Here is a 20,320-nt window from a genome sequence, read left to right as displayed (position 1 = left end):
AGACTGTTTTCACAAATACCTGTCACCCGACAGATACGCAGTCTCGTCCGATCGCGAAAGGCACGTCATGAGCCCGCTCGACCCACTGCCCCAACAGACCTCCGTCCGCCCGTCACCCGCTTCGACCGACTCGGTTTCGACCGACTCGGGCGAGCTCGCCACCTTCGGCTACCGCCAGGATCTCCATCGCAGCGTCGGCACATTCGCGTCGTTCGCCGCCGGCTTCTCGTTCGTGTCGATCTTGACGACGGTGTTCCAGCTGTTCGGCCTCGGCTTCTCGTTCGGCGGCGCGGCCTTCTTCTGGGCCTGGCCGGTCGTCTTCGCGGGGCAGCTGCTCGTGGCGCTCAACTTCGCCCAGCTCGCCGCCTGGTGGCCGATCTCGGGAGCGATCTTCCAGTGGTCGAGCCGGCTCGCGGGCTCGATCGTCGGCTGGTTCACCGGCTGGACCATGATCATCGGGCAGATCCTCACCGTGGCCGTCGCGGCGGTCGCGGTGCAGGCGGTGCTGCCGGCGATCTGGTCCGGATTCCAGATCGTCGGCGGCCCGGACGCCGACCCGGCACCCCTGTCGCCGACGGGTGCAGCCAACTCGGTCGTACTCGGCTGCATCCTCCTCGTCGTCACCACCGTCGTCAACGTGGTGTCGGTGCGACTCATGGCGCGCGTCACCAGCGTCGGCGTCGTGATCGAGATCGTCGGCGTCGTCGTGCTGATCGCGTGCCTCTTCTTCCTCCCCGAGCGCTCGGCCAGTGTGGTGTTCACCACGGAGGGCCGGGAGCCTGGCGGTGCCTACATCTGGGTCTGGCTGGCCTCCGCGCTCATGGCGGCGTACGTGATGGTCGGCTTCGACTCGGCCGGCGAGCTCTCGGAGGAGACGCACGCCCCACGCCGCACGACACCGAAGACGATCATCCGGGCCCTCACGGTCTCGGGGCTCGGCGGTGCGCTCCTGATCATCGCGGCGCTGGTGGCTGCTCCGAGCCTCACCGACGGATCCCTCGTCTCCGGCGGTCTCGCCGGTGTCGTCGACGCTCGCCTCGGCCCGGTACTCGGCCGCTTGCTCCTCTGCGCCGTCGCTGTCGCCGTGTTCGCCTGCACGCTCGCCGTTCAGACCTCCGGTTCGCGGATGATGTACTCCATGGCCCGGGAGCGCGCGCTGCCCTTCTCCGCGGCACTGTCGCGGGTCTCGGTGCGCACCGGCACACCGATCGTCACCTCGGTCGTCGTCGGCGTCGGGGCGGCTCTGGTGTTGCTCGCCAACGTCGGCCAGTCGGCGCTGTTCACCGCCCTGTCGAGCCTCTGCATCGCCATGCTCTACCTGGCGTACCTCGGCGTGACGGTGCCGCTGCTGGTGCGGCGCATTCAGGGCCGGACTCGCGTCGAAGAGTCGGGCGTCGACGAAGAGGGCAAGCCCCTCTTCTCGCTCGGGCGCTGGGCGATCCCCGTCAACGCGGTGGCGGTCGTCTACCAGGTGCTCATGGTGGTCAACCTCGCGTGGCCTCGGTCGGCGATCTACGACTTGACGGGGCACACCTGGTGGCTGCAGTGGTCGGCGCTGCTGTTCATCGGCGCGTCGCTGCTCGTCGGCGGGGCGTACTACCGCTTCAGCCACCGCCGGCACCGATCGCTCGGGGTCATCGCGGCCGAGCCTGCTGCCGTGTCTGCTTCCGCCGGCGTCGGCGTCGCGTGAGGTGACGCGGATCGGCCGATGTCACAGCGCCGCGGCGCGCGATGTCGGCCGATTTGCCGGGCCCGGGCGAATCCGAGCCCGGGGCCCCCGTACTGAGGGTGGCCCAGGGCCGCGTGCGGGGGTAGAAAGGTCAGACCCGTGCAAATGGCAGGGTGCCAGGAGTCGGGGGTGTGCATGCGAGTTCGCGCGAGCCGCCTGCTGCTGGCCGGGGTCCGCGGATCCTCGAATTCCGACCGTTCTGCGCGGTACCTGATCAGCTCGGCCCTGGTCGAGAAAGTCGTCGGCCGGTGCCTGGCCGCGTACTGCCTCATCTTCGGCGGCCTGGCGATCCCGGACGCGTTCGTCGGACAACCCCTGATGAACCAGGTTTGGGCGTGGATCGCCGGCGTTGCCCTGTTCGGCAGTCTGGCCGCAACCGTCGTCACGGGAGTGCTCGAGTGGCATCCCCGGATCGCGGCGGCGTCGTTCAGCGTCGTCTATCTGGCGATCCTCGTCACCTGGCAGCTCGCGGCGTCCGACCCGTCTGTGGTGGCATCGGGCGCGCCCTGGCCGAGCCCGCTCTCGACGATCGCGTTCGCCGCGGCATCTTTCGCTTTTCGGCAGGCCGGGGCGCTCGTCTACATGGGCAGCGTCTACGTGGTGTACATCATCGTCCGCCAGACACCGGCCGGCGGTGGCGCACCCCTGCTGCAATCGCTAGCGGAGGCCGGGTACGGAGTGATCATCGGCCTGGTCGTGCTGTTGCTGATCACGATGTTCCGTCGGGCCGCCGCCTCGGTCGACTCGGCCCACGGTACAGCGACCGGACGTTACGCCAAGACGGTGCGCGACCACCGAACCGAGATGGAGCGGATCCAGGTCGACTCGATCCTGCACGACAGCGTGCTCACGACCTTTCTCACCGCTGCGCGATCACACACGCCGGAGGAGCGCGACCTCGCCGTTGCCATGGCGAAGCACGCCCTCGCCGAGGTCGCGTCGGCGGGGCCGATGCCCGAGACTCTCGACGATCTCGTCCCGCTGAACGGTCTGCGCCGCCGGTTCACCGAGACCTGCGCCGAGCTCGGCATCAGGGCCACGTTCACGGCGGAGGGCCTGCAGAACTACTCCGTGCCGGGATCCGTTGTCGAGGCGCTGTTCTCCGCCGTGATGCAGGCTCTGACCAACAGCATCCAGCATGCCGGGCCGGGCGATGTGAAGCGCCACGTCCACATCCGCTGGGCCCACGCGGTGCTCACGGTCACCACGACCGACGACGGTGTCGGGTTCGACGTCGATCACATGACGCCGAACCGCCTCGGAGTGCGCGTCTCGATCATCGAGCGCGTCCACAACGTCGGTGGGCACGCCGAGATCGCCTCGCAACCCGGGCACGGCACGACGGTCACGATGACGTGGCCGCGAGCAGAGGGCGACTGAAGGATCCGGCACCGCGCCGCTCTCACACCGCGCTCAGGGCTGGCGCCTCAGCAGGGCCGTCTAAATGCCGGCGACCAAGCGGATGCCAGAGGCGATCTTCGTGGTGATGAAGGAGGGAAGATGCCCGACCGGGTAGGGGTCGAGAAACTCGCGGCTGACGGGCCCGACCTGCGAGACGACCGCCACCGAGTCTCGATCGAGACCAGACGTCTCGACGGGGACGAGGACGTTCCCCGGGAAGGCCTCGAGGGCGGTGTTGGAGGTCAGTGGCACCACGAGCACGGTGGAGATGTCGGTAGCCAGGAGCCAGTTCTCCTGGGTCACCACAGCCGGCCGGATCTTTGCCGGCTCCGAGCCCCGGGGTGATCCGAAATCGACCCAGACGACGTCGCCGTGAGCGATCACCAGTCAGTTCCGCGGAGAACGGTTTGCTCAGCCTCGCGCAGGAACGCGCCGTCGCCCGCCGGCTGACCTGCCCGCGCAATAACGGCATTGGCGAGTGCCGTGAGCTCTGCTTCGCCTTCGAGCTCGCGCGCGAGCTTGTCGGCGGCGAGCCGGTAGAACTCGGAGCGGTTCATGCCGTTCCGCGCTGCGACGCGCTCGAATCGGTCGAAATCGACGTCGGGGAGGGAGATCGCTGTCCTCATGAGACGAGTATAACTAGTTATACCTCCTACGATCTGGCGAATCGGGGCAGTCATCCGCGACCCGGCCTCGATGACCCTCGCAGTGGGGCCAAATGCGGACTTGATGAGATCCGCTCAGCGACATACCTTCTTAGGAGCACATAGGGGCTTCGCACTTCACCACCGCGAACCCCGACGATGGAGTCTCTCGGCGTCTCACCAACGGCCGTTCCGCCCGTCGCAGCACCTGAAGAGTCGCGTCAGCCGACGCGTTCCGGATCAGCCCCACCTGGGAGTTCAGCCATGCCTTTCGTCACCCCGTTTCGCGCCAAGATCGCCGCCTGGATCACCATTCCCGCGGCTCTCGTCGGCTCCGGCCTCGTCGTCGGGACGGCCTCGTACTCGGCGTTCTCGGCCACGACCGTGAACCCCGCCAGCAACTGGAGCGCCGGATCGGTGGCGCTCACCGACGACGACTCGAACACGGCGCTCTTCAACGCCACGGCGCTCAAGCCCGGTTCGACCGGCACGAAGTGCATCGCGGTGACGTCGACCGGCACCCTGCCCTCGACCGTGACCCTGTACGGAACCTCGCCGTCGACCACCAACGCCCTCTCGACCTACATCAACCTGACCGTGACGCAGGGTACCGGCGGTGGATTCGGCTCCTGCTCCGGTTTCACGGCGCAGGCAACGGGAAGCTCGGTCTACACCGGCACCCTCCTCAACTTCGGTTCGACGAGCACGAACTTCGCGACCGGCGTCGGCAGCTGGGCGCCGACCGGCACCGCGTCTGAGACCAAGGTCTTCCAGTTCACCTACACCGTCAACGCCGCGGCACCCAGTACGGTCATGGGCGGCACCGCTCAGCTCGGCCTGACCTGGGAGGCCCAGAACAGCTGATCCGACCTGGTCGGGAGCCCCACTCATGAGCCGATCGAGGATCCGGCCGAGCGTGCCAGCGCTCGGCCAGCAGTCGGCGGTGTCGGCCGATCTCCTCCGCGAGATCGTCGATCCGCACGGCCGGCACGTGTTGGCACGGACGGGCGGCGCGCACAAGAGCCGCGGGCAGAACACCCGTGACTGGGCCCGGGTCATCGTCGCGTCGATCGCCCGCGGCGTGCTCGCGACCGTTCTCGGTTTGGCGTTCTACGCAGCGGCTCCGGCCGTGATCGGCTGGCATCCCACGACCGAGATGACCGCCTCGATGATGCCGCGGATCCGCACCGGCGATGTGGTGGTGTCCGTTCCCGTCGCCGCCGAGGCGGTGCAGGTGGGCAAGGTGATCCTCTTCGACGATCCCGACCACCCGGGCAAACTGCGTCTGCACCGGTTCGTCGAGTGGGGTGACGGCGGCATGCTCCGCACGGCGGGCGACGCGAATCCGCAGCCCGATTCGACTCCCGTCCACCCGTCGGCCGTGTGGGGCGTCGGCATGCTCCGGGTGCCCTGGGTCGGACTCCCGATCCTCTGGATTCGCGAGGGGCAGTGGCTCTTCGTCGCGCTCGTCTCGGCGGGGCTCACCTTGCTAATCGGCCTGACCGGTCTCGACAGACGTCTTCGCACGCGAGTGCAGGATCCGGCGGCAGGCCCGCCTGACACACCCCCGCGGGCGCGCCCCGCCTGGCCTTTCCGCGCGGGAGCAGCCGCCGCGGCGACACTCTTCGTCGCGGGCTCCCTCGTCTCGTTTGGCCCGACCCCGGCAGCGCTGGCGGCGGGATTTACTGGCACGACCGTCAATTCGACCTCGCGATTCACCGCGGGCACGGTGCCTCTGGCGACGGGCCTCACCTGTACCGACAACGCCGACGGGCGTACCGTCACGATCGGCTGGACCTACGGCGGCACCGTCGTTCCGGACAGCTTCGACGTGCTGAACGGCAACCAGGTCGTGGCCTCCACGACGACGGGCTCCACGACGTCGGCGGTAGTGACGACCAACGCGATCCTGAGCCTGTTCCCCAGCTACACGCTGACGGTCCGCGCGAACATCACCGCGAACACCGCCTGGTCATCGACGTCGACCAGCACCACGTCGGTCAAGCTCACCGGGCTATTGCTGTCGCCCGTGCGCTGCAACACCTGACGTAGGCTCGGTGGGCCCGCGCCATCAGGCGGAGGCGAACTCCAGGCCGAGCGCCGCGGCGACCCCGGCGTTGGTCACTCGGCCGGCCGTGACGTTGAGCCCCTTTGCCAGCGCCTCGTCCGCCTCGGTTGCGGCCTTCCAACCGCGGTCGGCCAGCGCCACCACGTACGGCAGGGTCGCGTTCGTCAGCGCCCGGGTCGACGTCTCGGGCACGGCGCCCGGCATGTTGGCGACGCAGTAGTACACGGCGTCGTGCACGGAGAAGATCGGGTCGTCGTGGGTCGTCGGGTGCGATCCCTCGAAGCAGCCGCCCTGGTCGATCGCGATGTCGACGAGCACGGCGCCGGGCTTCATCGTGGCGACCATCTCGTCGGTGACGAGCTTCGGGGCAGCGGCCCCCGGGATCAGCACCGACCCGATCACGAGGTCGGCGTCGCGGAGCTGCTCGGCAATCGCGAACGGTGTCGAGTGCCGGGTCTGGATGCGCCCGCCGAACTGCACCTCGAGGGCGCGAAGGCGGGGGAGCGACACGTCGATCACCGTCACGTCGGCGCCGAGCCCGAGGGCGTTCGCCGCCGCGTGCTCGCCGGCGACACCGCCGCCGATCACGACGACCTTGGCCTTCGGGGTGCCGGGCACACCACCCAGCAAGGATCCGCGCCCACCGTTCGACCGCATCAGCTGGTACGCGCCGACTGTGATCGACAACCGCCCGGCGACCTCGCTCATCGGCGACAGCAGCGGCAGCGAACGGTCGGGCAGCTGCACCGTCTCGTAGGCGATCGCGGTCGTGCCGGAGGCGACGAGGGCTTCGGTGAGGGCCCTGTCGGCGGCGAGGTGGAGGTAGGTGAACACCGTCTGGTCGGGGCGGAGGTAGCCGTATTCGGCGGCGATCGGCTCCTTCACCTTGAGGAGGAGATCGGCGCTCGCCCACACGGCGTCGGCGGTGGGGAGGATCGTGGCGCCGGCTTTGGAGTAGTCGGAGTCGGAGATACGCGAGCCGGATCCTGCGCCCTGTTGCACGACCACCTCGTGGCCGTGACGCACCAGCGTGTCGACCCCGGCGGCGCTGATGGCGACGCGGTTCTCGTTGTTCTTGATCTCGGTGGGGATGCCTACGCGCATGTCGTTCTCCGATCGAAGGGGCGGCTCCTGCGCCGCACCAACCAGAATGGACAGGGTTCGTTACACACGTGTTTCAGACGAAGAACATTCGGTAGATTGACGGAGGTGCAGGATCAGAGCCTGCTGAAGGAGACGAAGTGAGCGATTCGCCGAACGATCTTTCGGGCCCCCCGCCACTCGACGACATCGACAGGCGGCTCATCGCGCTGCTGACGAGCGACGGGCGCATCTCGAACGCCGCGCTCGCCGAAGGGGCGGGTATCGCACCCTCGACCGCACACGTGCGACTGCGGTCGCTGCAGGATCGCGGTGTCGTGACCGGGTTTCTCACGAGCGTCGATCAGAAGGCCCTCGGGCTGGGGCTCCAGGCGATCGTCGGCGTGACCCTCCGGCCCGGCTCGCGCCAGGAGAGCATCGTGCGCTTCTCGGAGGAGGTGCGCGACCTGCCCCAGGTACTGCAGGTGTTCTTTCTCGGCGGTGCTGACGACTTCCTGGTGCACATCGCCGTGGCCGACTCGTCGGCCGTGCGCGAGTTCGTGGTCGAGCACCTCTCGGCCCAGCCGAGCGTCGCCTCGACCCGCACGAGCATCATCTTCGACTACCACCGCAACGGGGTCGCGGCCTCGTTCCAGTAAGGCTCCGGTTAGCCTGTGGGGGTGACCGACGAGAATCCGACGCCGCCCGAGCCGAAGTACCGGCGCCCGCCCGCGCGCCACGCCCGGCGCGATCGGCGTCATCCGCTGCGCTGGATCGCGCTCGGCCTCGTCGGCGTTCTCGTGCTCGGCGGCGGCTACGTCGCCTACAGCTACGAGCGGTTCCAATCGGGTGTGACCAAGATCGACGCCCTCCCGGCCCCGGGCAAGAGCGGGGGGAGCGACGTCGACGGGCAGGACGAGAACATCCTGTTGGTCGGCGACGACCACCGCCCGGCCGGCGCCACTGCGGAGCAGCTGGCCGAACTCGGCACGACGAGCGACGGCGGCAGCAGCAACACCGACACCATGATCGTGCTGCATGTCAGCGGCGACCGGAAGAGCGCGACGATGATCTCGTTGCCGCGCGACTCGTACGTCGACATTCCCGGGCACGGCAAGAACAAGCTGAACTCGGCGTTCTCGGCAGGGAGCGCCACGGGCGGGCCGTCCGGCGGCGCCAAACTGCTCATCTCGACCGTGCAGAATCTCACCGGCCTCACGATCGACCACTTCATGCGCGTATCGCTGCTCGGTTTCTACGAGGTCGTAAAAGCCCTCGGCCCGGTCGAGGTGTGCCTCAACAACGCCGTCCAGGACGACTTCTCGAAGATCGACCTGCCGGCCGGCAAATCCACCCTGAGCCCCAAAGAAGCCGTGGCGTTCGTCCGCCAGCGGCATGGCCTTCCGCGCGGTGACTTCGATCGCGAGGTGCGCCAGCAGTACTTCCTGTCGGTCGAGGCCAAGCGGATCCTGTCCGCGGGCACCCTGCTCAACCCCGTCAAATCGGGCCGCATCATCGACGCCGTCAGCAAGTCGATCGAGACCGACGAGGGGTTCGACCTGGTGTCGTTCGCGACGAGTGTGCGCGACCTGCGCCCGGCGAACATCCGCTCGGCGACCATCCCCGTGCTCGGCACGCCCACCATCGACGTCAACGGCACGCCGCTCTCGATCGTCGAGGTCGACACCGCCGGCATGCCGGGCTTCATCACCAACGTCGTCGGGCAGCCGGAGGCCTACACGAAGGCGACAGCGGCGAAACCCGCGGCCGTCAGCGCGCTCGTCGTCAACGCGAGCGGCGTCGAGGGCGCGGCGGTCACCGCATCGACCCGCCTGACCGCGCTCGGGTTCACGGTCGGCGCGCCGGAGTCGGGCGCGCTCACCCAGCAGACGACGGTCCAGTACGCCAAGGGAGCGGAGCGAGCCGCAAAGGCACTCGTCGCGAAGGTGCCCGGGGCCGAGGCCGTGCTGACCCCGGGGATCGTCGGGGTGCGCCTGGTGCTCGGCTCCGACGGACGCACCGTGCGCGACCCGGCGGCAACCGCGACGCCGAAACCATCGACCTCCACTGCCCCGGCGGCACCGGCGACGCCGAAGCCCACGGTCACCAAGCAGTCGACCGCGTACGCCGGCACCTGCATCAACTGACCCTGCCTGCCGCCGGGCCCTACCCGTTCGGGTAGGCAGAACCGGTCGGTCGGGTGGCGCCGCCCCCGGATCCTTCGGCGCACCATGGGGTATGACCGAAACGCCGTCGTCTGTCGCGACATCTCTCCGCTCCATCGAGTCCGAGCTGCGGGCCACGGTCGACACGATCGCCCAGCACGACCTCGACTCGTTCGCCGACGCCCTGTCGAAGGCTGACCGGGTCTTCGTCTACGGCGCCGGTCGCTCGGGCCTCGCCCTGCAGATGACCGCGATGCGGCTCATGCACCTCGGGCTTACGGTGCACGTCGTCGGCGAGACCACCACACCCGCGGCGGGCCCGGGCGACGTGCTGCTGACCGCCAGCGGCTCCGGCACGACGGCCAGCATCGTGCGCGCCGCCGAGACCGCAAAGAGCGCAGGATCCACGGTGGTCGCCATCACGACCGCCACCGACTCGCCGCTCGGGCAGCTGTCGGCAGAGGTGCTCGTCGTGCCGGCCGCGGCGAAGCTCGACCGCTCCGGCACCGCCTCGGCGCAGTACGCCGGTTCGCTGTTCGAGCAGACCGTCGTGCTGCTCGGCGACGCCCTCTTCGACGCGCTTTGGAAGCGGTCCGGCCTCACCGCCGACGACATCTGGCCGCGTCACACAAATCTCGAATGACCTCCGCTCACCCAACGAAAGGCACCACCATGAAGCTCCAGTTCGCCATGGACACCCTCACCACCGAAGCCGCCCTCGAGCTGGCCGCCGCGGCCGCGCCGCACGTCGACATCCTCGAGCTCGGCACCCCGCTCATCAAGAGCGCCGGAGTCTCGGCGATCACCGCCATCAAAGAGGCTCACCCCGACAAAATCGTCTTCGCCGACCTCAAGACGATGGATGCCGGCGAGCTCGAGGCCGACGTTGCGTTCAAGGCCGGAGCCGACCTCGTTACCGTGCTCGGCGTCGCCGGTGACAGCACCATCGCTGGTGCCGTCGCCGCTGCGAAGAAGCACGGCAAGGGCATCGTCGCCGACCTCATCGGTGTGAAAGACAAGGCCGCCCGCGCCAAGGAGGTCACTGAGCTCGGCGTGCAGTTCGTCGAGATGCACGCCGGTCTCGACGAGCAGGCCGAAGAGGGCTTCACCTTCTCGACGCTGCTCGACGACGGCAAGGCGTCCGGTGTGGCGTTCTCCGTCGCCGGTGGCATCAACGCCTCGACGATCAAGGCCGTCCAGGAGTCGGGCGCCGAGGTGGCCGTCGCCGGTGGCGCGATCTACGGTGCGCCCGACGTCGGTGCTGCTGCCGCTGAGCTGCGCGCTGCCATCGTCTGACCTGTCTGACCCGGCCCGCCTCCGAATTTGAAGGAGAAACGCGGGCAGCACCCCCGCCGATCGGCATAAAGCCGTCGGCGGGGGTGCTTTTTTCCTTCAAATTCGGCGGCGGCGAGGCGAGACCGGTACCCCAGTACCATGCACTCTCAGCGTAAGAGTGCAATCCTCTACGGGTGGCACTCGACGGAACCGGCAAGCGGCAGCTGCGCACTCGCGCGGCCCTCGTCGCGCGCGCCCGGCACCTGACCGCCCGCGAGGGGCTCACCGGCTTCACGATCCAAGAGCTCTGCGACCAGGTGGGCGTCTCGCGTCGCACCTTCTTCAACTACTTCCCGACGAAGGAGTCGGCGGTGCTCGGCGTCGAGAACGGGCTCGACAGCGCCCTCGTCGACGACTTCCTCGCGGCTCGCGCGGTAGACCCCGAGGAGCGCCGCCCGCTCGTCGACGACCTCGTCGAGGTAGCCATCGGGCACTTCGAGGCCATGGGCCCGACGGCGTCCGACCTCGCCGACTTCGTCGGATCGATGCAGCGCGAGCCGAAGCTGATCGCGGCCATGATCGATTCCGGCCGCAGCGAGCAGGAGCGGTTCATCGCCCGTCTGGCCGAGAGTCAGGGCGACGCCGATCTCCTGCCGATCCGGGTCGCCATTGTCACGTTCGAGGCGCTCGTCCGCCTGAGCATCGACACCTATCTTCACGGGGCCGACGTCGTTCCCTTCGCCGACATCCTTCGCGAGCGGGTCCGAGCGGCCCGCGAGCTCTTCGCCCCCCTCCCCACGAAAAGACTGGTGCCCAGCCCATGACCACCGAGAAGACCGCCCCTCCGAAGAGCGGTGACGGCCCGCTGCTGTTGACGCAGCGCCGTATCTGGATCATCTTCGCCGCGCTGATCGCCGGCATGCTCCTCTCGAGCCTCGATCAGACGATCGTGTCGACGGCCATGCCGACGATCGTCGGGCAGCTCGGCGGCGTCGAGCACCAGGCCTGGATCACGACGGCCTACCTGCTCGCGACGACCATCGTCATGCCGATCTACGGCAAGTTCGGTGACGTGCTCGGGCGACGCAACCTCTTCCTGACGGCGATCGCGCTGTTCACCCTCGCCTCGATCGGCTGCGCGTTCGCCTCCGACTTCTGGATGTTCGTCGTCTTCCGCGCCCTCCAGGGCCTCGGCGGTGGCGGTCTGATGATCCTCTCGCAGGCGATCATCGCCGACATCGTCCCGGCCTCGGAGCGCGGCAAGTACCTCGGCCCGCTGGGCGGCATCTTCGGTCTCGCGGCTGTCGGCGGCCCTCTCCTCGGCGGCTTCTTCGTCGACCACCTGACCTGGAACTGGGCTTTCTACATCAACATCCCGGTCGGCATCGCGGCGTTCGCGATCGCGTGGTTCACCCTGACCCTGCCCAGCAAGAAGGCCACGAAGAAGATCGACGTGCCGGGCATCATCCTGCTGTCGGCCGCGACCGCGTCGCTCATCTTCTTCACCGAGTTCGGCGGCAACTCGCTGCACGGCTGGGGCGCCCCCGAGACCTGGCTGTTCGGCGCCGCCCTGCTGGTCGCGGTGACCCTGTTCATCCTGGTCGAGAACCGTGCCGACGATCCGATCATCCCGCTGGCCTTCTTCAAGAACCGCGTCTTCGTGATCGCGACGGCGATCGGCTTTGTGCTGGGTATCGCGATGTTCGCGGCGCTCGCCTTCATCCCCACGTTCCTGCAGATGGCGTCGGGTGCGTCGGCGGCCGCCTCCGGACTGCTGCTCCTGCCGATGATGGTCGGCCTGATCGGCATGTCGATCCTCTCCGGTCAGGTCATCTCGAAGACCAACCGCTACAAGGCCTTCCCGATCGTCGGCACCGTGCTCGTCGGCATCGCGATGTTCTTGATGACGACGCTCACCGCCGACACCCCGATCTGGCTGATCTGCGTGTTCCTGTTCATCTTCGGTGCCGGGCTGGGCTCGATCATGCAGGTCGTGGTCCTGGTCGTGCAGAACGCCGTCCCCGCGAAAGACGTCGGAACGGCGACGAGCACGAACAACTACTTCCGCGAGGTCGGTTCGGCTCTGGGGGTGGCGGTGTTCGGTGCCATCTTCACCAGCCGTCTCACCGAGAAGCTCACCGACGTGTTCACGGGTGCGGGAGCCTCGGAGTCTGATGCGTCCTCGGCGACGTCCACTCTGGATCCTGCGGCTCTCAACAAGCTGCCCACGGCCCTGCACGACCTCGTCGTGGCGGCCTACGCCGACTCGCTGGCTCCCGTGTTCTGGTACCTGATCCCGCTGATCGCGGTCGCGTTTGTACTGTCTCTGTTCTTGAAAGAGATCCCGCTCTCGGAGGTCTCGGGAATGGTCGCGCGCGGCGAGGCGATCAGTGGAGAAGAGGCGGAGCGGCTGGAGGCCGAGCGCCTCGAGGCAGGTCGCACGGCGAAGGATCCGAAAACCCCCTCCGGTCGGCGCTGAGCATCGGCTCGACCTGCCCTTACGGATGGTTATCTCGGTAACCATCCGTAAGGGCCGGGTGGGCGGGGCCGCCTCTGATTCGTGGCGCGGTCAGCTGCGGTAGCGCTGGCGCTCCAGCTGCGTGGGCGAGTAGTCGTAGTCGCTGTCGAGAGCGTCGACGCGGCTCAGCGAGCTGACTCCGGACTGAACCTCTTCGACGGTGTCGACGGTGATCGACGAGTTGAGCGAGACGAGAACCGAGACGCGCTGGAATCCGAGGGGAGTGAACGTCAGGAACTCGCCTCGTCGCACCGCGCGCAGCACCGATTTCTGCAGGAGGTCGAGGTCGGTCTCGTTCGACAGCCGGTAGCGCTTGCCATCGATGGTGAGGGTGATGCGATTCATGAGACCTCCGAGATCGTGCTCCGATGTGCAGCCGGCCTCCGACGAGCGGAGAGGCTCTGGTCTGCGGGGTCCGGGCAGATCAGCGTGAGGGCGATGCTACTCGCTCGCCCCGGGCGCGACGCGGTCTGTTTCGCGCAGGTGCTCCCGCCCGGTGCGGACCTCTCGGACGAACGGCGTGAAGTCGACGACCTCGTCGCCCACCTCGTACCGGTAGCGCCCGATGCGTCGGACCTCTTCGGAGCGCTCGAGAAACACCCGCAGCGAATCGGCTTCGTCTGCCGACAGCCAGTCGATGGGATCCGACGTCGACCGGAACCCGGAGACCCGGGCGATCAACTGCAGGGCCTCGCGCTGCTCGGGTGTCAACGTCGTGTGCGCCGACCGGAAGAACGCCACGTCGGGGTCGACCTGGAAGAGATCGCGCATCCACAGCCGCTCGACCGACGCCGTGAGGCCGTTCAGCCCACCCTCGTGACTCGGATCTTCGACGGTTCCGGGTCGCACCCAGTCGGAGGCGGTGTCGGGGCCGACGCGGACCCCGTCGAGCACGCCGACCGATGGCAAGAGTGGAGCCCCGCAGCCGAGAAGGTAGACGTCGTCGCCGACGACCCGTCGGATCCTGAGGAGCGCATCGCGGTAGACCTGCTCGCGCGGGAGGTCGAGATGGCGAACCCCCGGCAGAGCGCCCGCGTAGAGGAAGTCGAGCTTGAGGTAGCGGTAACCGAACCCGACGAGTTCGGCGAAGACGCGGTCGAGGTGCTCGGCAGCGGCCGGGTGCGTGGTGTCGAGGGCGTAGTAGTGCGAATCCCAGTTGTAGCCGGCGACGAGCGGCTGGCCCGACGCGGCGTGCACGAGCCAGTCGGGGTGGTCGCGCACGATCGCCGAATCGGGAAGGCAGATGAAGGGCGCCAGCCAGAGACCCGGCCGAGAGCCGCGCGCGGCGATTCGCTCGGCGAGGGCCGCCATGCCGGAGGGGAAGCGCTCGTTGGCCGTCCAGTCACCGACGATTCGCTCCCAGCCGTCGTCGAGCTGCACGACGTCGAGGGGCAGGTCGCCGAGGTCGTCGATCGTCTTATTCACGAGCGTCTCGTCGATGTCTTCGAAGAACGAGTACCAGCTGCACCAGAGGGTGTCGACGCGCTCGGCGGGCGGGGTGCCGAGCCGCTCGCGCAGCAACTCGGCGTAGCGGGCGAACACGACAGCCTCGTCTCCGAGACCGAGGAACCACTCGGATCCTTGGCTCTCGAGAGTCGCCCACAGCTCGTCGGGCGAGGCGCCGACGCGCGGCGTACCGAGCCCGAGCGCGCCCAGCAGGAGCACCCGGCCGTCGGGCAGTTCGAGTGCGCCGAGGCCCGAGCCCTCGTGTCGGTCGGGCCGGTCGGTGGCGGCGTCGTCGGCCGTCAGCAGACGGGGTGCGTCGCCGTAGATGCGCATCGGGCTGTCGGTGAGCGGTGCCCAGCCCGTCGGTGACCACGAGTTCCAGCCGTGCCGGTAGAAAGCGCAGGATCCGAGATCGTGCGTGACCGAGACGGGCCCGGCCGGCAGAATCCACCCGCCGTCGATCGCGGTCGCGGCCATCGCCGTCTCGTCGTCGAACCGGAGTTCGTTCTCGACGAGGCGCAGTCGGAGTGTCGCGTCGGCGGTCATTCCGCCACCTCCACGACGTGCACGCGGACGCCGCGGTCGCGGATGCGCGCCAGCTCGTCGGGGTCGGCACCGGAGTCGGTGACGAGGTCGTGGATCTCGGTGAGGTCGGCGACCTTGGCGAGCGTGACGCGGCCGACCTTCGACGAGTCGGCGACGACGATCACCCTCTGAGCGTGGCGCACCATCGCTGTGTTGGTGCGGGCTTCCGTCTCGTCGTGGGTGGTTGCGCCGCCGACCGAGCCGATGCCGTCCATGCCCAGGATCGCGGTGCCGACATTGATCGCGTTGAAGGCGTTCTCGGCGAGGGCGCCGACGAGTTCGAACGACTGGGAGCGGATCACGCCGCCGGTCATGATGACCTTGATGTTGGGGCGGGACGCGATCTCGGTGGCGGTGGTGAGCGAGTTGGTGACGATGGTGAGGTCGGTGCGGAACATAAGGGCCCGGGCGACTCCGGCGGCGGTCGTTCCGCCGCCGATCGCGATCGCGTAGGGGCCGTCGGGCAGCAGGGTCGCGGCGCGTCGGGCGATGAGCTGCTTTGCCAGCCGGAACTGCGAGTCGCGGAGACCGACCGGCACCTCGGCCGCCGAGGTGAAGGCTCGGGCGCCACCGTGGGTGCGGGCGAGGAGGCCCTGGTCTTCGAGGTCGGCGAGGTCGCGGCGAATGGTCGCCGCCGAGACGCCGAGCTCCGTCGCGAGATCGGCGAACGACGCCGAACCGCGCTCGCCGAGCGAGGAGATGATCGCGACCATGCGGTCGGATCGCTTCGAGGAGGCCGCTCGCGGCGAGACGTCGAGGTCGATTGTTGCCATCCTGTTTCCTATTCGCTCAGCGATAGTGATCGTTTCACGCACATCATTGCACGAAACGCGCAGTCACCAGAATGATCGTCCACATGACACGAGTGACCTTCATCGGAGCGGGCAGCGTTGTTTTCACGCGTCAGCTCCTGGCCGACCTTCTCGGGTTCGACGACCTCGGACCCCTCGACCTCCGCCTCCACGACATCGACGAATCGCGTCTCGCCGTCGCCGAGGGCACGGCGCGTCAGGTGAGCGAGCGCTTCGGCCGGCCGATCACCATCACGGCGACCCTCGACCGCCGCCGTGCGCTCGAGGGCGCCGACTTCGTGATCGACATGGTGCAGATCGGTGGCATCGACGCCACCCGCAAAGACCTCGAGATTCCCGAGCGGTACGGCCTGCACCAGACAATCGGCGACACGACGGGCGTCGGCGGCGTCTTCCGTGCGCTGCGCACCTTCCCGTTCCTCACCGCGCTCACGGCTGACATCTGCGAGGTAGCCCCCAACGCCGTGTTCTTGAACTACACGAACCCGATGGCGATGAACATCTGGTGGACCAGCGTCGTCGCCCCTGAGCTGACCGCCCTCGGCCTCTGCCACAGCGTCTACTGGACGGCGCACGACCTGGCCGAGCTGGTCGGCGTGCCCGTCGAAGAGACCCGGTTCCGCGCCGCCGGCGTCAACCACCAGGCCTGGATGCTGGAGTGGAGCCACGAGGGCCGCGACCTCTACCCGGTGCTGCGGGATCGGATTCGCGCGGATCCTGAACTGGAACGACGCGTCCGCGTCGAGATCTTCCGCCGTGTGGGCTACTACCCGACTGAGACGAGCGAGCACTCGTCGGAGTACCTGCCCTGGTTCCTTCGCTCGCCCGAGCAGATCGACAAGTTCCGGTTGCGACCCCTCGAATACCTCGGCATCTCGGAGGAGAACGTCGCCGAGTTCCACGCGGCCGAGGCGTCGCTCGAAAGCGGCTCCGCGCTCGAGCTCGAGGAGGGGGCGGCCGAGTACGCGCCCCAGGTCATCCACTCGCTCGTCACGGGCACCGAGCGCGAGATCCACGCGAACGTCGTGAACCGGGATCTGATCGACAATCTGCCGCAGGGTGCCGTGGTCGAGGTGCCGACGCTCGTCGGCGCCGACGGGATCCGCCCGCAGGCGATGGGCTCGCTGCCCGTGCAGGCCGCGGCGATCAACCGCTCCTACCTTTCGGTGAACGAGCTGACCATCGAGGCCGCTCGCACCGGCGACCCGAAGCTCCTCCGCCAGGCCGTGCTCGTCGACCCGAACGCGTCGTCGACTCTCACCCCCGAGCAGATCTGGGAGCTGTGCAACGACCTCGTCACCGCCCACGGCGACCTCCTGCCCGAGCCGCTCCGCGAGCTCATCCCGGCGAGCGCCCTGTGACCGGGGCACCGGTCGGCGACCTCGTCGCCGCAGCAGTGGAGCGTCGCACGGCCGTGCCGAGCTTCAACGTGATCGGGCTGGAGCATGCCGAGGGAATCGTGCTCGGGGCGTCCCGCGCCCGTATCCCGGTGCTCCTGCAGATCAGCGAGAACGCCATCCGCTTCCACGGCGGCGGGATGCGCCCGCTCATCGCCGCCTGTCGGGAGCTCGCCGAGGCCGCCCCGGTCGACATCGGCATCCACCTCGACCATATCGAAGACCCTGCGCTGATCGACGAGGGGATCGCCCTCGGGAGCGCGTTCGGCATCGGGTCGATCATGGTCGACGCATCGACACTCGACTACGCCGACAACGTGAGCACGACGGCGGACGCGGTGGGTCGTGCCCACGCGGCCGGCCTCTGGGTCGAAGCCGAGCTCGGGGCGATCGGCGGCAAGGACGGCGCGCATGCACCCGGCGTCCGCACGGATCCTGCGGAGGCCGCCTCGTTCGTCGCCGCGACCGGGGTCGACGGCCTCGCCGTCGCCGTCGGGTCGTCACACGCCATGGCCACCCGCGACGCCTCGCTCGACCTCGAGCTGATCGCGGCGCTTGCAGCCGCCGTTCCGGTGCCGCTCGTGCTGCACGGGTCATCGGGCGTGCCGGACGACGTGATCCGCGAGGCCGTGGCCGCTGGGATCCGCAAGATCAACGTCGGCACCGCCCTCAATATCGCCTACACCGGCAGCGTCCGCAGCTTCCTCGATGCCGACGACCGCGCCACCGATCCCCGCAAGTACGTCGCCCCGGCCCGTGACGCCGTCGCCGACCTCGTCCAGCGTTTCTGCGAGGTCATCTCGCCGGCGCTCCTGTCTCGAAAGGCATCCCGATGAGCACGACCACCCCGTCGAGCACCAGTTCCGCGTCGAGCACGACCACCCCGTCGAGCGCCACCACGCCGTCGAGCAAGACGACCGCCGAGATCCAGAGCCAGCCGGACACCTGGGCGAGATCGCTGGTCGAGTCGCCCGCCTTCGGGCCGTACCTCGGCCTGCCCGGGGAGCGCGTGCTCTTCGTCGGCTGCGGAACCTCCGCGTTCGTCGCCGAGTCGCTGGCCTCCCTTCGCGAGCGCGCCGGTCTCGGCGAGACCGATGCGGCCTACGGCTCGGAGTGGAAGCCGGGGCGGCGCTACGACCGGATCGTCGCCATCACCCGCTCCGGCACGACGACCGAAATCCTGGATGCACTGGTGGCGGCCCGTGCCGCCAGTGACAGCGACTCCGACGCAGCCCCAGCGCTCACCGCGATCGTCGCGGTCGGCGGGATGCCGGTCGACGAATTGGTCGACACCACGCTCGTGCTCGACTACGCCGACGAGGAGTCGGTGGTGCAGACGCGGTTCCCGACCACCCTGCTCGCCGCCGCCCGAGCCTTCTACGGGTACGACACCTCCCACCTCGTCGAGGAGGCACGGACGAGTCTCGCCGCTGCCCTCGACGTCGATGTCACGGCCTTCGACCACTACGTCTACCTCGGCAGCGGCTGGACCTACGGCCTCGCGCAGGAGGCCGCGCTGAAGATCCGCGAGGCGGCCCAGGCGTGGTCGGAGTCGTACCCGCTCCTCGACTATCGGCACGGCCCCATCGCCGTCGCGAAGGAGCGCTCGCTCGTCTTCGTCTTCGGGGACGTCGACCCGACGCTCGTCGCCGACATCGAGTCAACGGGCGCAACCGTCCACACGAATGGGCTCGACCCGCTCGTGCAGCTCACCGAGGCGCACCGGATCGCGGTCGCGCTCGCCGAGAGCCAGGGTCTCAACCCCGACACCCCGCGGGGTCTGACGCGCTCCGTCGTTCTCGGCTGACCCTCCGTTCTCCCTTCCCGCATCACCACCCTTCGACCAGTGGAGTTCCCGATGTCCCGTTCCTCCGCACCACGCCCCTCGTCCGTCCGCCGCGGCCTGGCCCTCGGCCTCGCCACCGTCGCCACTGCCGCTCTCCTCACCGGGTGTGCCGGGTCGGGCGGCGGATCCTCGACCCTCGACACCAAGGCGGACGTCAAGCTGACCATCTGGTCGGGGCAGAACGACGCCGCCGAGAAGATCCTCGAGGGCCTCGTCTCGGAGTACGAGAAGGAGCACCCGAACGTCTCGATCGACCTGTCGCCCGGGGCATCGTCGACCGATCAGCTGCTGCAGAAGCTGTCGGCGAGCTTTGCGGGAGGCACGTATCCCGACGTGTCGTACACCTTCGGATCCTGGGCCAGCCAGCTGGAACGGGCGAACCGCACGCTCGACATCACCGACGAGGTGGCGAAACCCGACGTCAAGTGGGACGAGTTCACCTCGGCCGCCCGCGCGACGGCCCAGCCGACGGGTAAGAAGACCATCGGGTTCCCGGCGGTCGTCGACAACATCTCGCTGCTGTACAACAAGACCGTCTTCGACAGGGCCGGGGTCGACTACCCGACCAAAGACTGGACGTGGAGCGACTTCCGCACCGCCGCGAAGAAGCTCACCGACTCGAGCTCGAACACCTACGGCTACGGCTACTCGGTGTCGGGCAGCGAAGAGACCACCTGGCAGCTGTGGCCGCACCTGTGGCAGAACGGCGGCGACATCCTCTCGTCCGACGGCACCAAGTCGGCCTTCGACTCCACCGCAGGGGTCGACGCGGTGACGTACCTGCGCGACCTCGCCGTGACCGACAAGAGCGTCTACCTCGATCAGACCGACACCAAGTTCGCCCAGCTCTTCGAGAGCGACCACGTCGGCATGATCACCTCCGGCCCGTGGGAGCTCTCGGCACTCAAGACCGCCGGCACGTCGTACGGCGTCGTGCAGCTGCCGGGTACGAACGGCGACCACCAGACGGTGTCGGGCCCCGACCTCTGGACCCTGTTCGACCACAAAGACGCCAACCGCGCCTACTGGTCGACGCAGTTCACCGAGTGGCTTACCTCGAAAGAGCAGGACGAGAAGTTCAACGTCGCCGTCGGCAACCTGCCGCTGCGCTCGAGCGAGGCGACCAGCGCCGCGTTCCTCGCCCAGGTCAAGGCGCTCCCCGGCCTCGACGTGATGCAGGCCAATGCGGCGAATGCCAAGAAGGCCCGGCCGACCGTGCCCGGCTACGTCGGGCTCTCCAGTGCGGTCGGCGACGCCGTCTCGCAGGTGCTGCAGGGGCAGGGAAACCCGGGCGATGCCCTGAAGACTGCCGCGACAGCCGCCGACAAAGCGCTCGCCGAGAACTAGGCGCGAC

20 protein-coding genes are annotated in these 20,320 nt (G+C 68.6%); 14 read left to right on the top strand and 6 right to left on the bottom strand.

All coding sequences use genetic code 11. The annotated features are described in order from the left end of the window. Positions 1-67: 67 nt before the first annotated feature. Entirely contained in the window at positions 68-1,690 is a 1,623-nt protein-coding gene (locus tag ITJ49_RS05105) for an amino acid permease (protein WP_194602251.1), read from the top strand. Between the two features lie 174 nt (positions 1,691-1,864). Further along, on the top strand, positions 1,865-3,109 hold the full coding sequence (locus tag ITJ49_RS05100; protein WP_194602246.1) for a sensor histidine kinase: 1,245 nt from the start codon (positions 1,865-1,867) through the stop codon (positions 3,107-3,109). 60 nt (positions 3,110-3,169) lie between these two features. On the opposite strand, the gene ITJ49_RS05095 is transcribed toward ITJ49_RS05100, so the two are convergent. Both ITJ49_RS05095 and ITJ49_RS05090 read right to left on the bottom strand, forming a co-directional pair. Then, positions 3,170-3,514 carry a type II toxin-antitoxin system PemK/MazF family toxin gene (locus tag ITJ49_RS05095; protein WP_194602245.1) on the bottom strand — a complete coding sequence of 115 codons (345 nt, stop codon included), beginning with the start codon at positions 3,512-3,514 and terminating at the stop codon, positions 3,170-3,172. Next, complete coding sequence (locus ITJ49_RS05090) at positions 3,511-3,756, bottom strand: CopG family transcriptional regulator (protein ID WP_194602243.1); 246 nt, start codon at positions 3,754-3,756, stop codon at positions 3,511-3,513. The genes ITJ49_RS05095 and ITJ49_RS05090 overlap by 4 nt, the downstream gene beginning before the upstream one ends. 282 nt (positions 3,757-4,038) lie before the next feature. Between ITJ49_RS05090 and ITJ49_RS05085 the strand changes: the two genes are divergently transcribed. Together ITJ49_RS05085 and ITJ49_RS05080 are read left to right on the top strand one after the other, a co-directional pair. Continuing rightward, the gene (locus ITJ49_RS05085; protein WP_055960640.1) at positions 4,039-4,638 is read left to right on the top strand and encodes a hypothetical protein; all 600 of its coding nucleotides are present in this window, start codon (positions 4,039-4,041) and stop codon (positions 4,636-4,638) included. 25 nt (positions 4,639-4,663) lie between these two features. Beyond that, on the top strand, positions 4,664-5,821 hold the full coding sequence (locus ITJ49_RS05080; protein ID WP_194602242.1) for a hypothetical protein: 1,158 nt from the start codon (positions 4,664-4,666) through the stop codon (positions 5,819-5,821). A gap of 24 nt (positions 5,822-5,845) precedes the next feature. Here ITJ49_RS05080 and ald read toward each other — a convergent pair whose 3' ends face one another. Continuing rightward, the gene (gene ald, locus ITJ49_RS05075) at positions 5,846-6,946 is read right to left on the bottom strand and encodes an alanine dehydrogenase (RefSeq protein WP_194602239.1); all 1,101 of its coding nucleotides are present in this window, start codon (positions 6,944-6,946) and stop codon (positions 5,846-5,848) included. A 137-nt stretch (positions 6,947-7,083) separates the two neighbouring features. On the opposite strand from ald, the gene ITJ49_RS05070 reads away from it, so the two are divergent. From ITJ49_RS05070 to ITJ49_RS05045, 6 genes are all read left to right on the top strand, one after another. Continuing rightward, positions 7,084-7,581, top strand: a complete 498-nt coding sequence (locus tag ITJ49_RS05070; protein WP_194602237.1) for an Lrp/AsnC family transcriptional regulator — start codon at positions 7,084-7,086, stop codon at positions 7,579-7,581. Between the two features lie 21 nt (positions 7,582-7,602). Next, positions 7,603-9,069, top strand: coding sequence for an LCP family protein (locus ITJ49_RS05065; protein WP_194602235.1), 1,467 nt, complete (start codon positions 7,603-7,605; stop codon positions 9,067-9,069). Positions 9,070-9,160: 91 nt separating this feature from the next. Further along, positions 9,161-9,730 carry a 6-phospho-3-hexuloisomerase gene (gene hxlB, locus ITJ49_RS05060; RefSeq protein ID WP_194602232.1) on the top strand — a complete coding sequence of 190 codons (570 nt, stop codon included), beginning with the start codon at positions 9,161-9,163 and terminating at the stop codon, positions 9,728-9,730. A gap of 29 nt (positions 9,731-9,759) precedes the next feature. Continuing rightward, on the top strand, positions 9,760-10,383 hold the full coding sequence (gene hxlA, locus ITJ49_RS05055) for a 3-hexulose-6-phosphate synthase (RefSeq protein WP_055960627.1): 624 nt from the start codon (positions 9,760-9,762) through the stop codon (positions 10,381-10,383). A 173-nt stretch (positions 10,384-10,556) separates the two neighbouring features. Further along, the gene (locus ITJ49_RS05050) at positions 10,557-11,186 is read left to right on the top strand and encodes a TetR/AcrR family transcriptional regulator (RefSeq protein ID WP_194602230.1); all 630 of its coding nucleotides are present in this window, start codon (positions 10,557-10,559) and stop codon (positions 11,184-11,186) included. After that, a complete protein-coding gene (locus ITJ49_RS05045) occupies positions 11,183-12,841 on the top strand; it encodes an MDR family MFS transporter (RefSeq protein ID WP_194602228.1) in 1,659 nt (552 codons plus the stop codon). The genes ITJ49_RS05050 and ITJ49_RS05045 overlap by 4 nt, the downstream gene beginning before the upstream one ends. A 90-nt stretch (positions 12,842-12,931) precedes the next feature. On the opposite strand, the gene ITJ49_RS05040 is transcribed toward ITJ49_RS05045, so the two are convergent. The 3 genes from ITJ49_RS05040 to ITJ49_RS05030 all read right to left on the bottom strand — a co-directional run bounded on the left by ITJ49_RS05040 (position 12,932) and on the right by ITJ49_RS05030 (position 15,684). Then, the gene (locus ITJ49_RS05040; protein WP_194602225.1) at positions 12,932-13,225 is read right to left on the bottom strand and encodes a hypothetical protein; all 294 of its coding nucleotides are present in this window, start codon (positions 13,223-13,225) and stop codon (positions 12,932-12,934) included. A gap of 96 nt (positions 13,226-13,321) precedes the next feature. Further along, positions 13,322-14,872, bottom strand: a complete 1,551-nt coding sequence (locus ITJ49_RS05035) for a glycoside hydrolase family 36 protein (RefSeq protein WP_194602222.1) — start codon at positions 14,870-14,872, stop codon at positions 13,322-13,324. After that, positions 14,869-15,684 (bottom strand): DeoR/GlpR family DNA-binding transcription regulator, encoded by an 816-nt coding sequence (locus tag ITJ49_RS05030; protein ID WP_194602219.1) that lies wholly within the window; start codon positions 15,682-15,684, stop codon positions 14,869-14,871. Before ITJ49_RS05030 ends, ITJ49_RS05035 begins: the two co-directional genes overlap by 4 nt. Positions 15,685-15,767: 83 nt before the next feature. Between ITJ49_RS05030 and melA the strand changes: the two genes are divergently transcribed. From melA to ITJ49_RS05010, 4 genes are read left to right on the top strand one after another with little or no spacing between them, the layout of a single operon-like run. Continuing rightward, entirely contained in the window at positions 15,768-17,084 is a 1,317-nt protein-coding gene (melA, locus tag ITJ49_RS05025) for an alpha-galactosidase (protein ID WP_194602216.1), read from the top strand. Next, positions 17,081-17,956, top strand: coding sequence for a class II fructose-bisphosphate aldolase (locus ITJ49_RS05020; RefSeq protein WP_194602213.1), 876 nt, complete (start codon positions 17,081-17,083; stop codon positions 17,954-17,956). The genes melA and ITJ49_RS05020 overlap by 4 nt, the downstream gene beginning before the upstream one ends. Next, positions 17,953-18,927: an SIS domain-containing protein gene (locus ITJ49_RS05015; protein ID WP_228514065.1), complete on the top strand. Its 975-nt coding sequence runs from the start codon at positions 17,953-17,955 to the stop codon at positions 18,925-18,927. The genes ITJ49_RS05020 and ITJ49_RS05015 overlap by 4 nt, the downstream gene beginning before the upstream one ends. Positions 18,928-18,978: 51 nt before the next feature. Continuing rightward, the gene (locus ITJ49_RS05010) at positions 18,979-20,313 is read left to right on the top strand and encodes an extracellular solute-binding protein (RefSeq protein WP_194602210.1); all 1,335 of its coding nucleotides are present in this window, start codon (positions 18,979-18,981) and stop codon (positions 20,311-20,313) included. Positions 20,314-20,320: the final 7 nt, after the last annotated feature.

The organism is Frondihabitans sp. VKM Ac-2883 (genome assembly GCF_015350875.1).
Lineage (GTDB): Bacteria > Actinomycetota > Actinomycetes > Actinomycetales > Microbacteriaceae > Frondihabitans.
The sequence above is the reverse complement of the archived record's forward strand: the minus strand, read 5'-3'. Positions and strand labels throughout refer to the sequence as shown.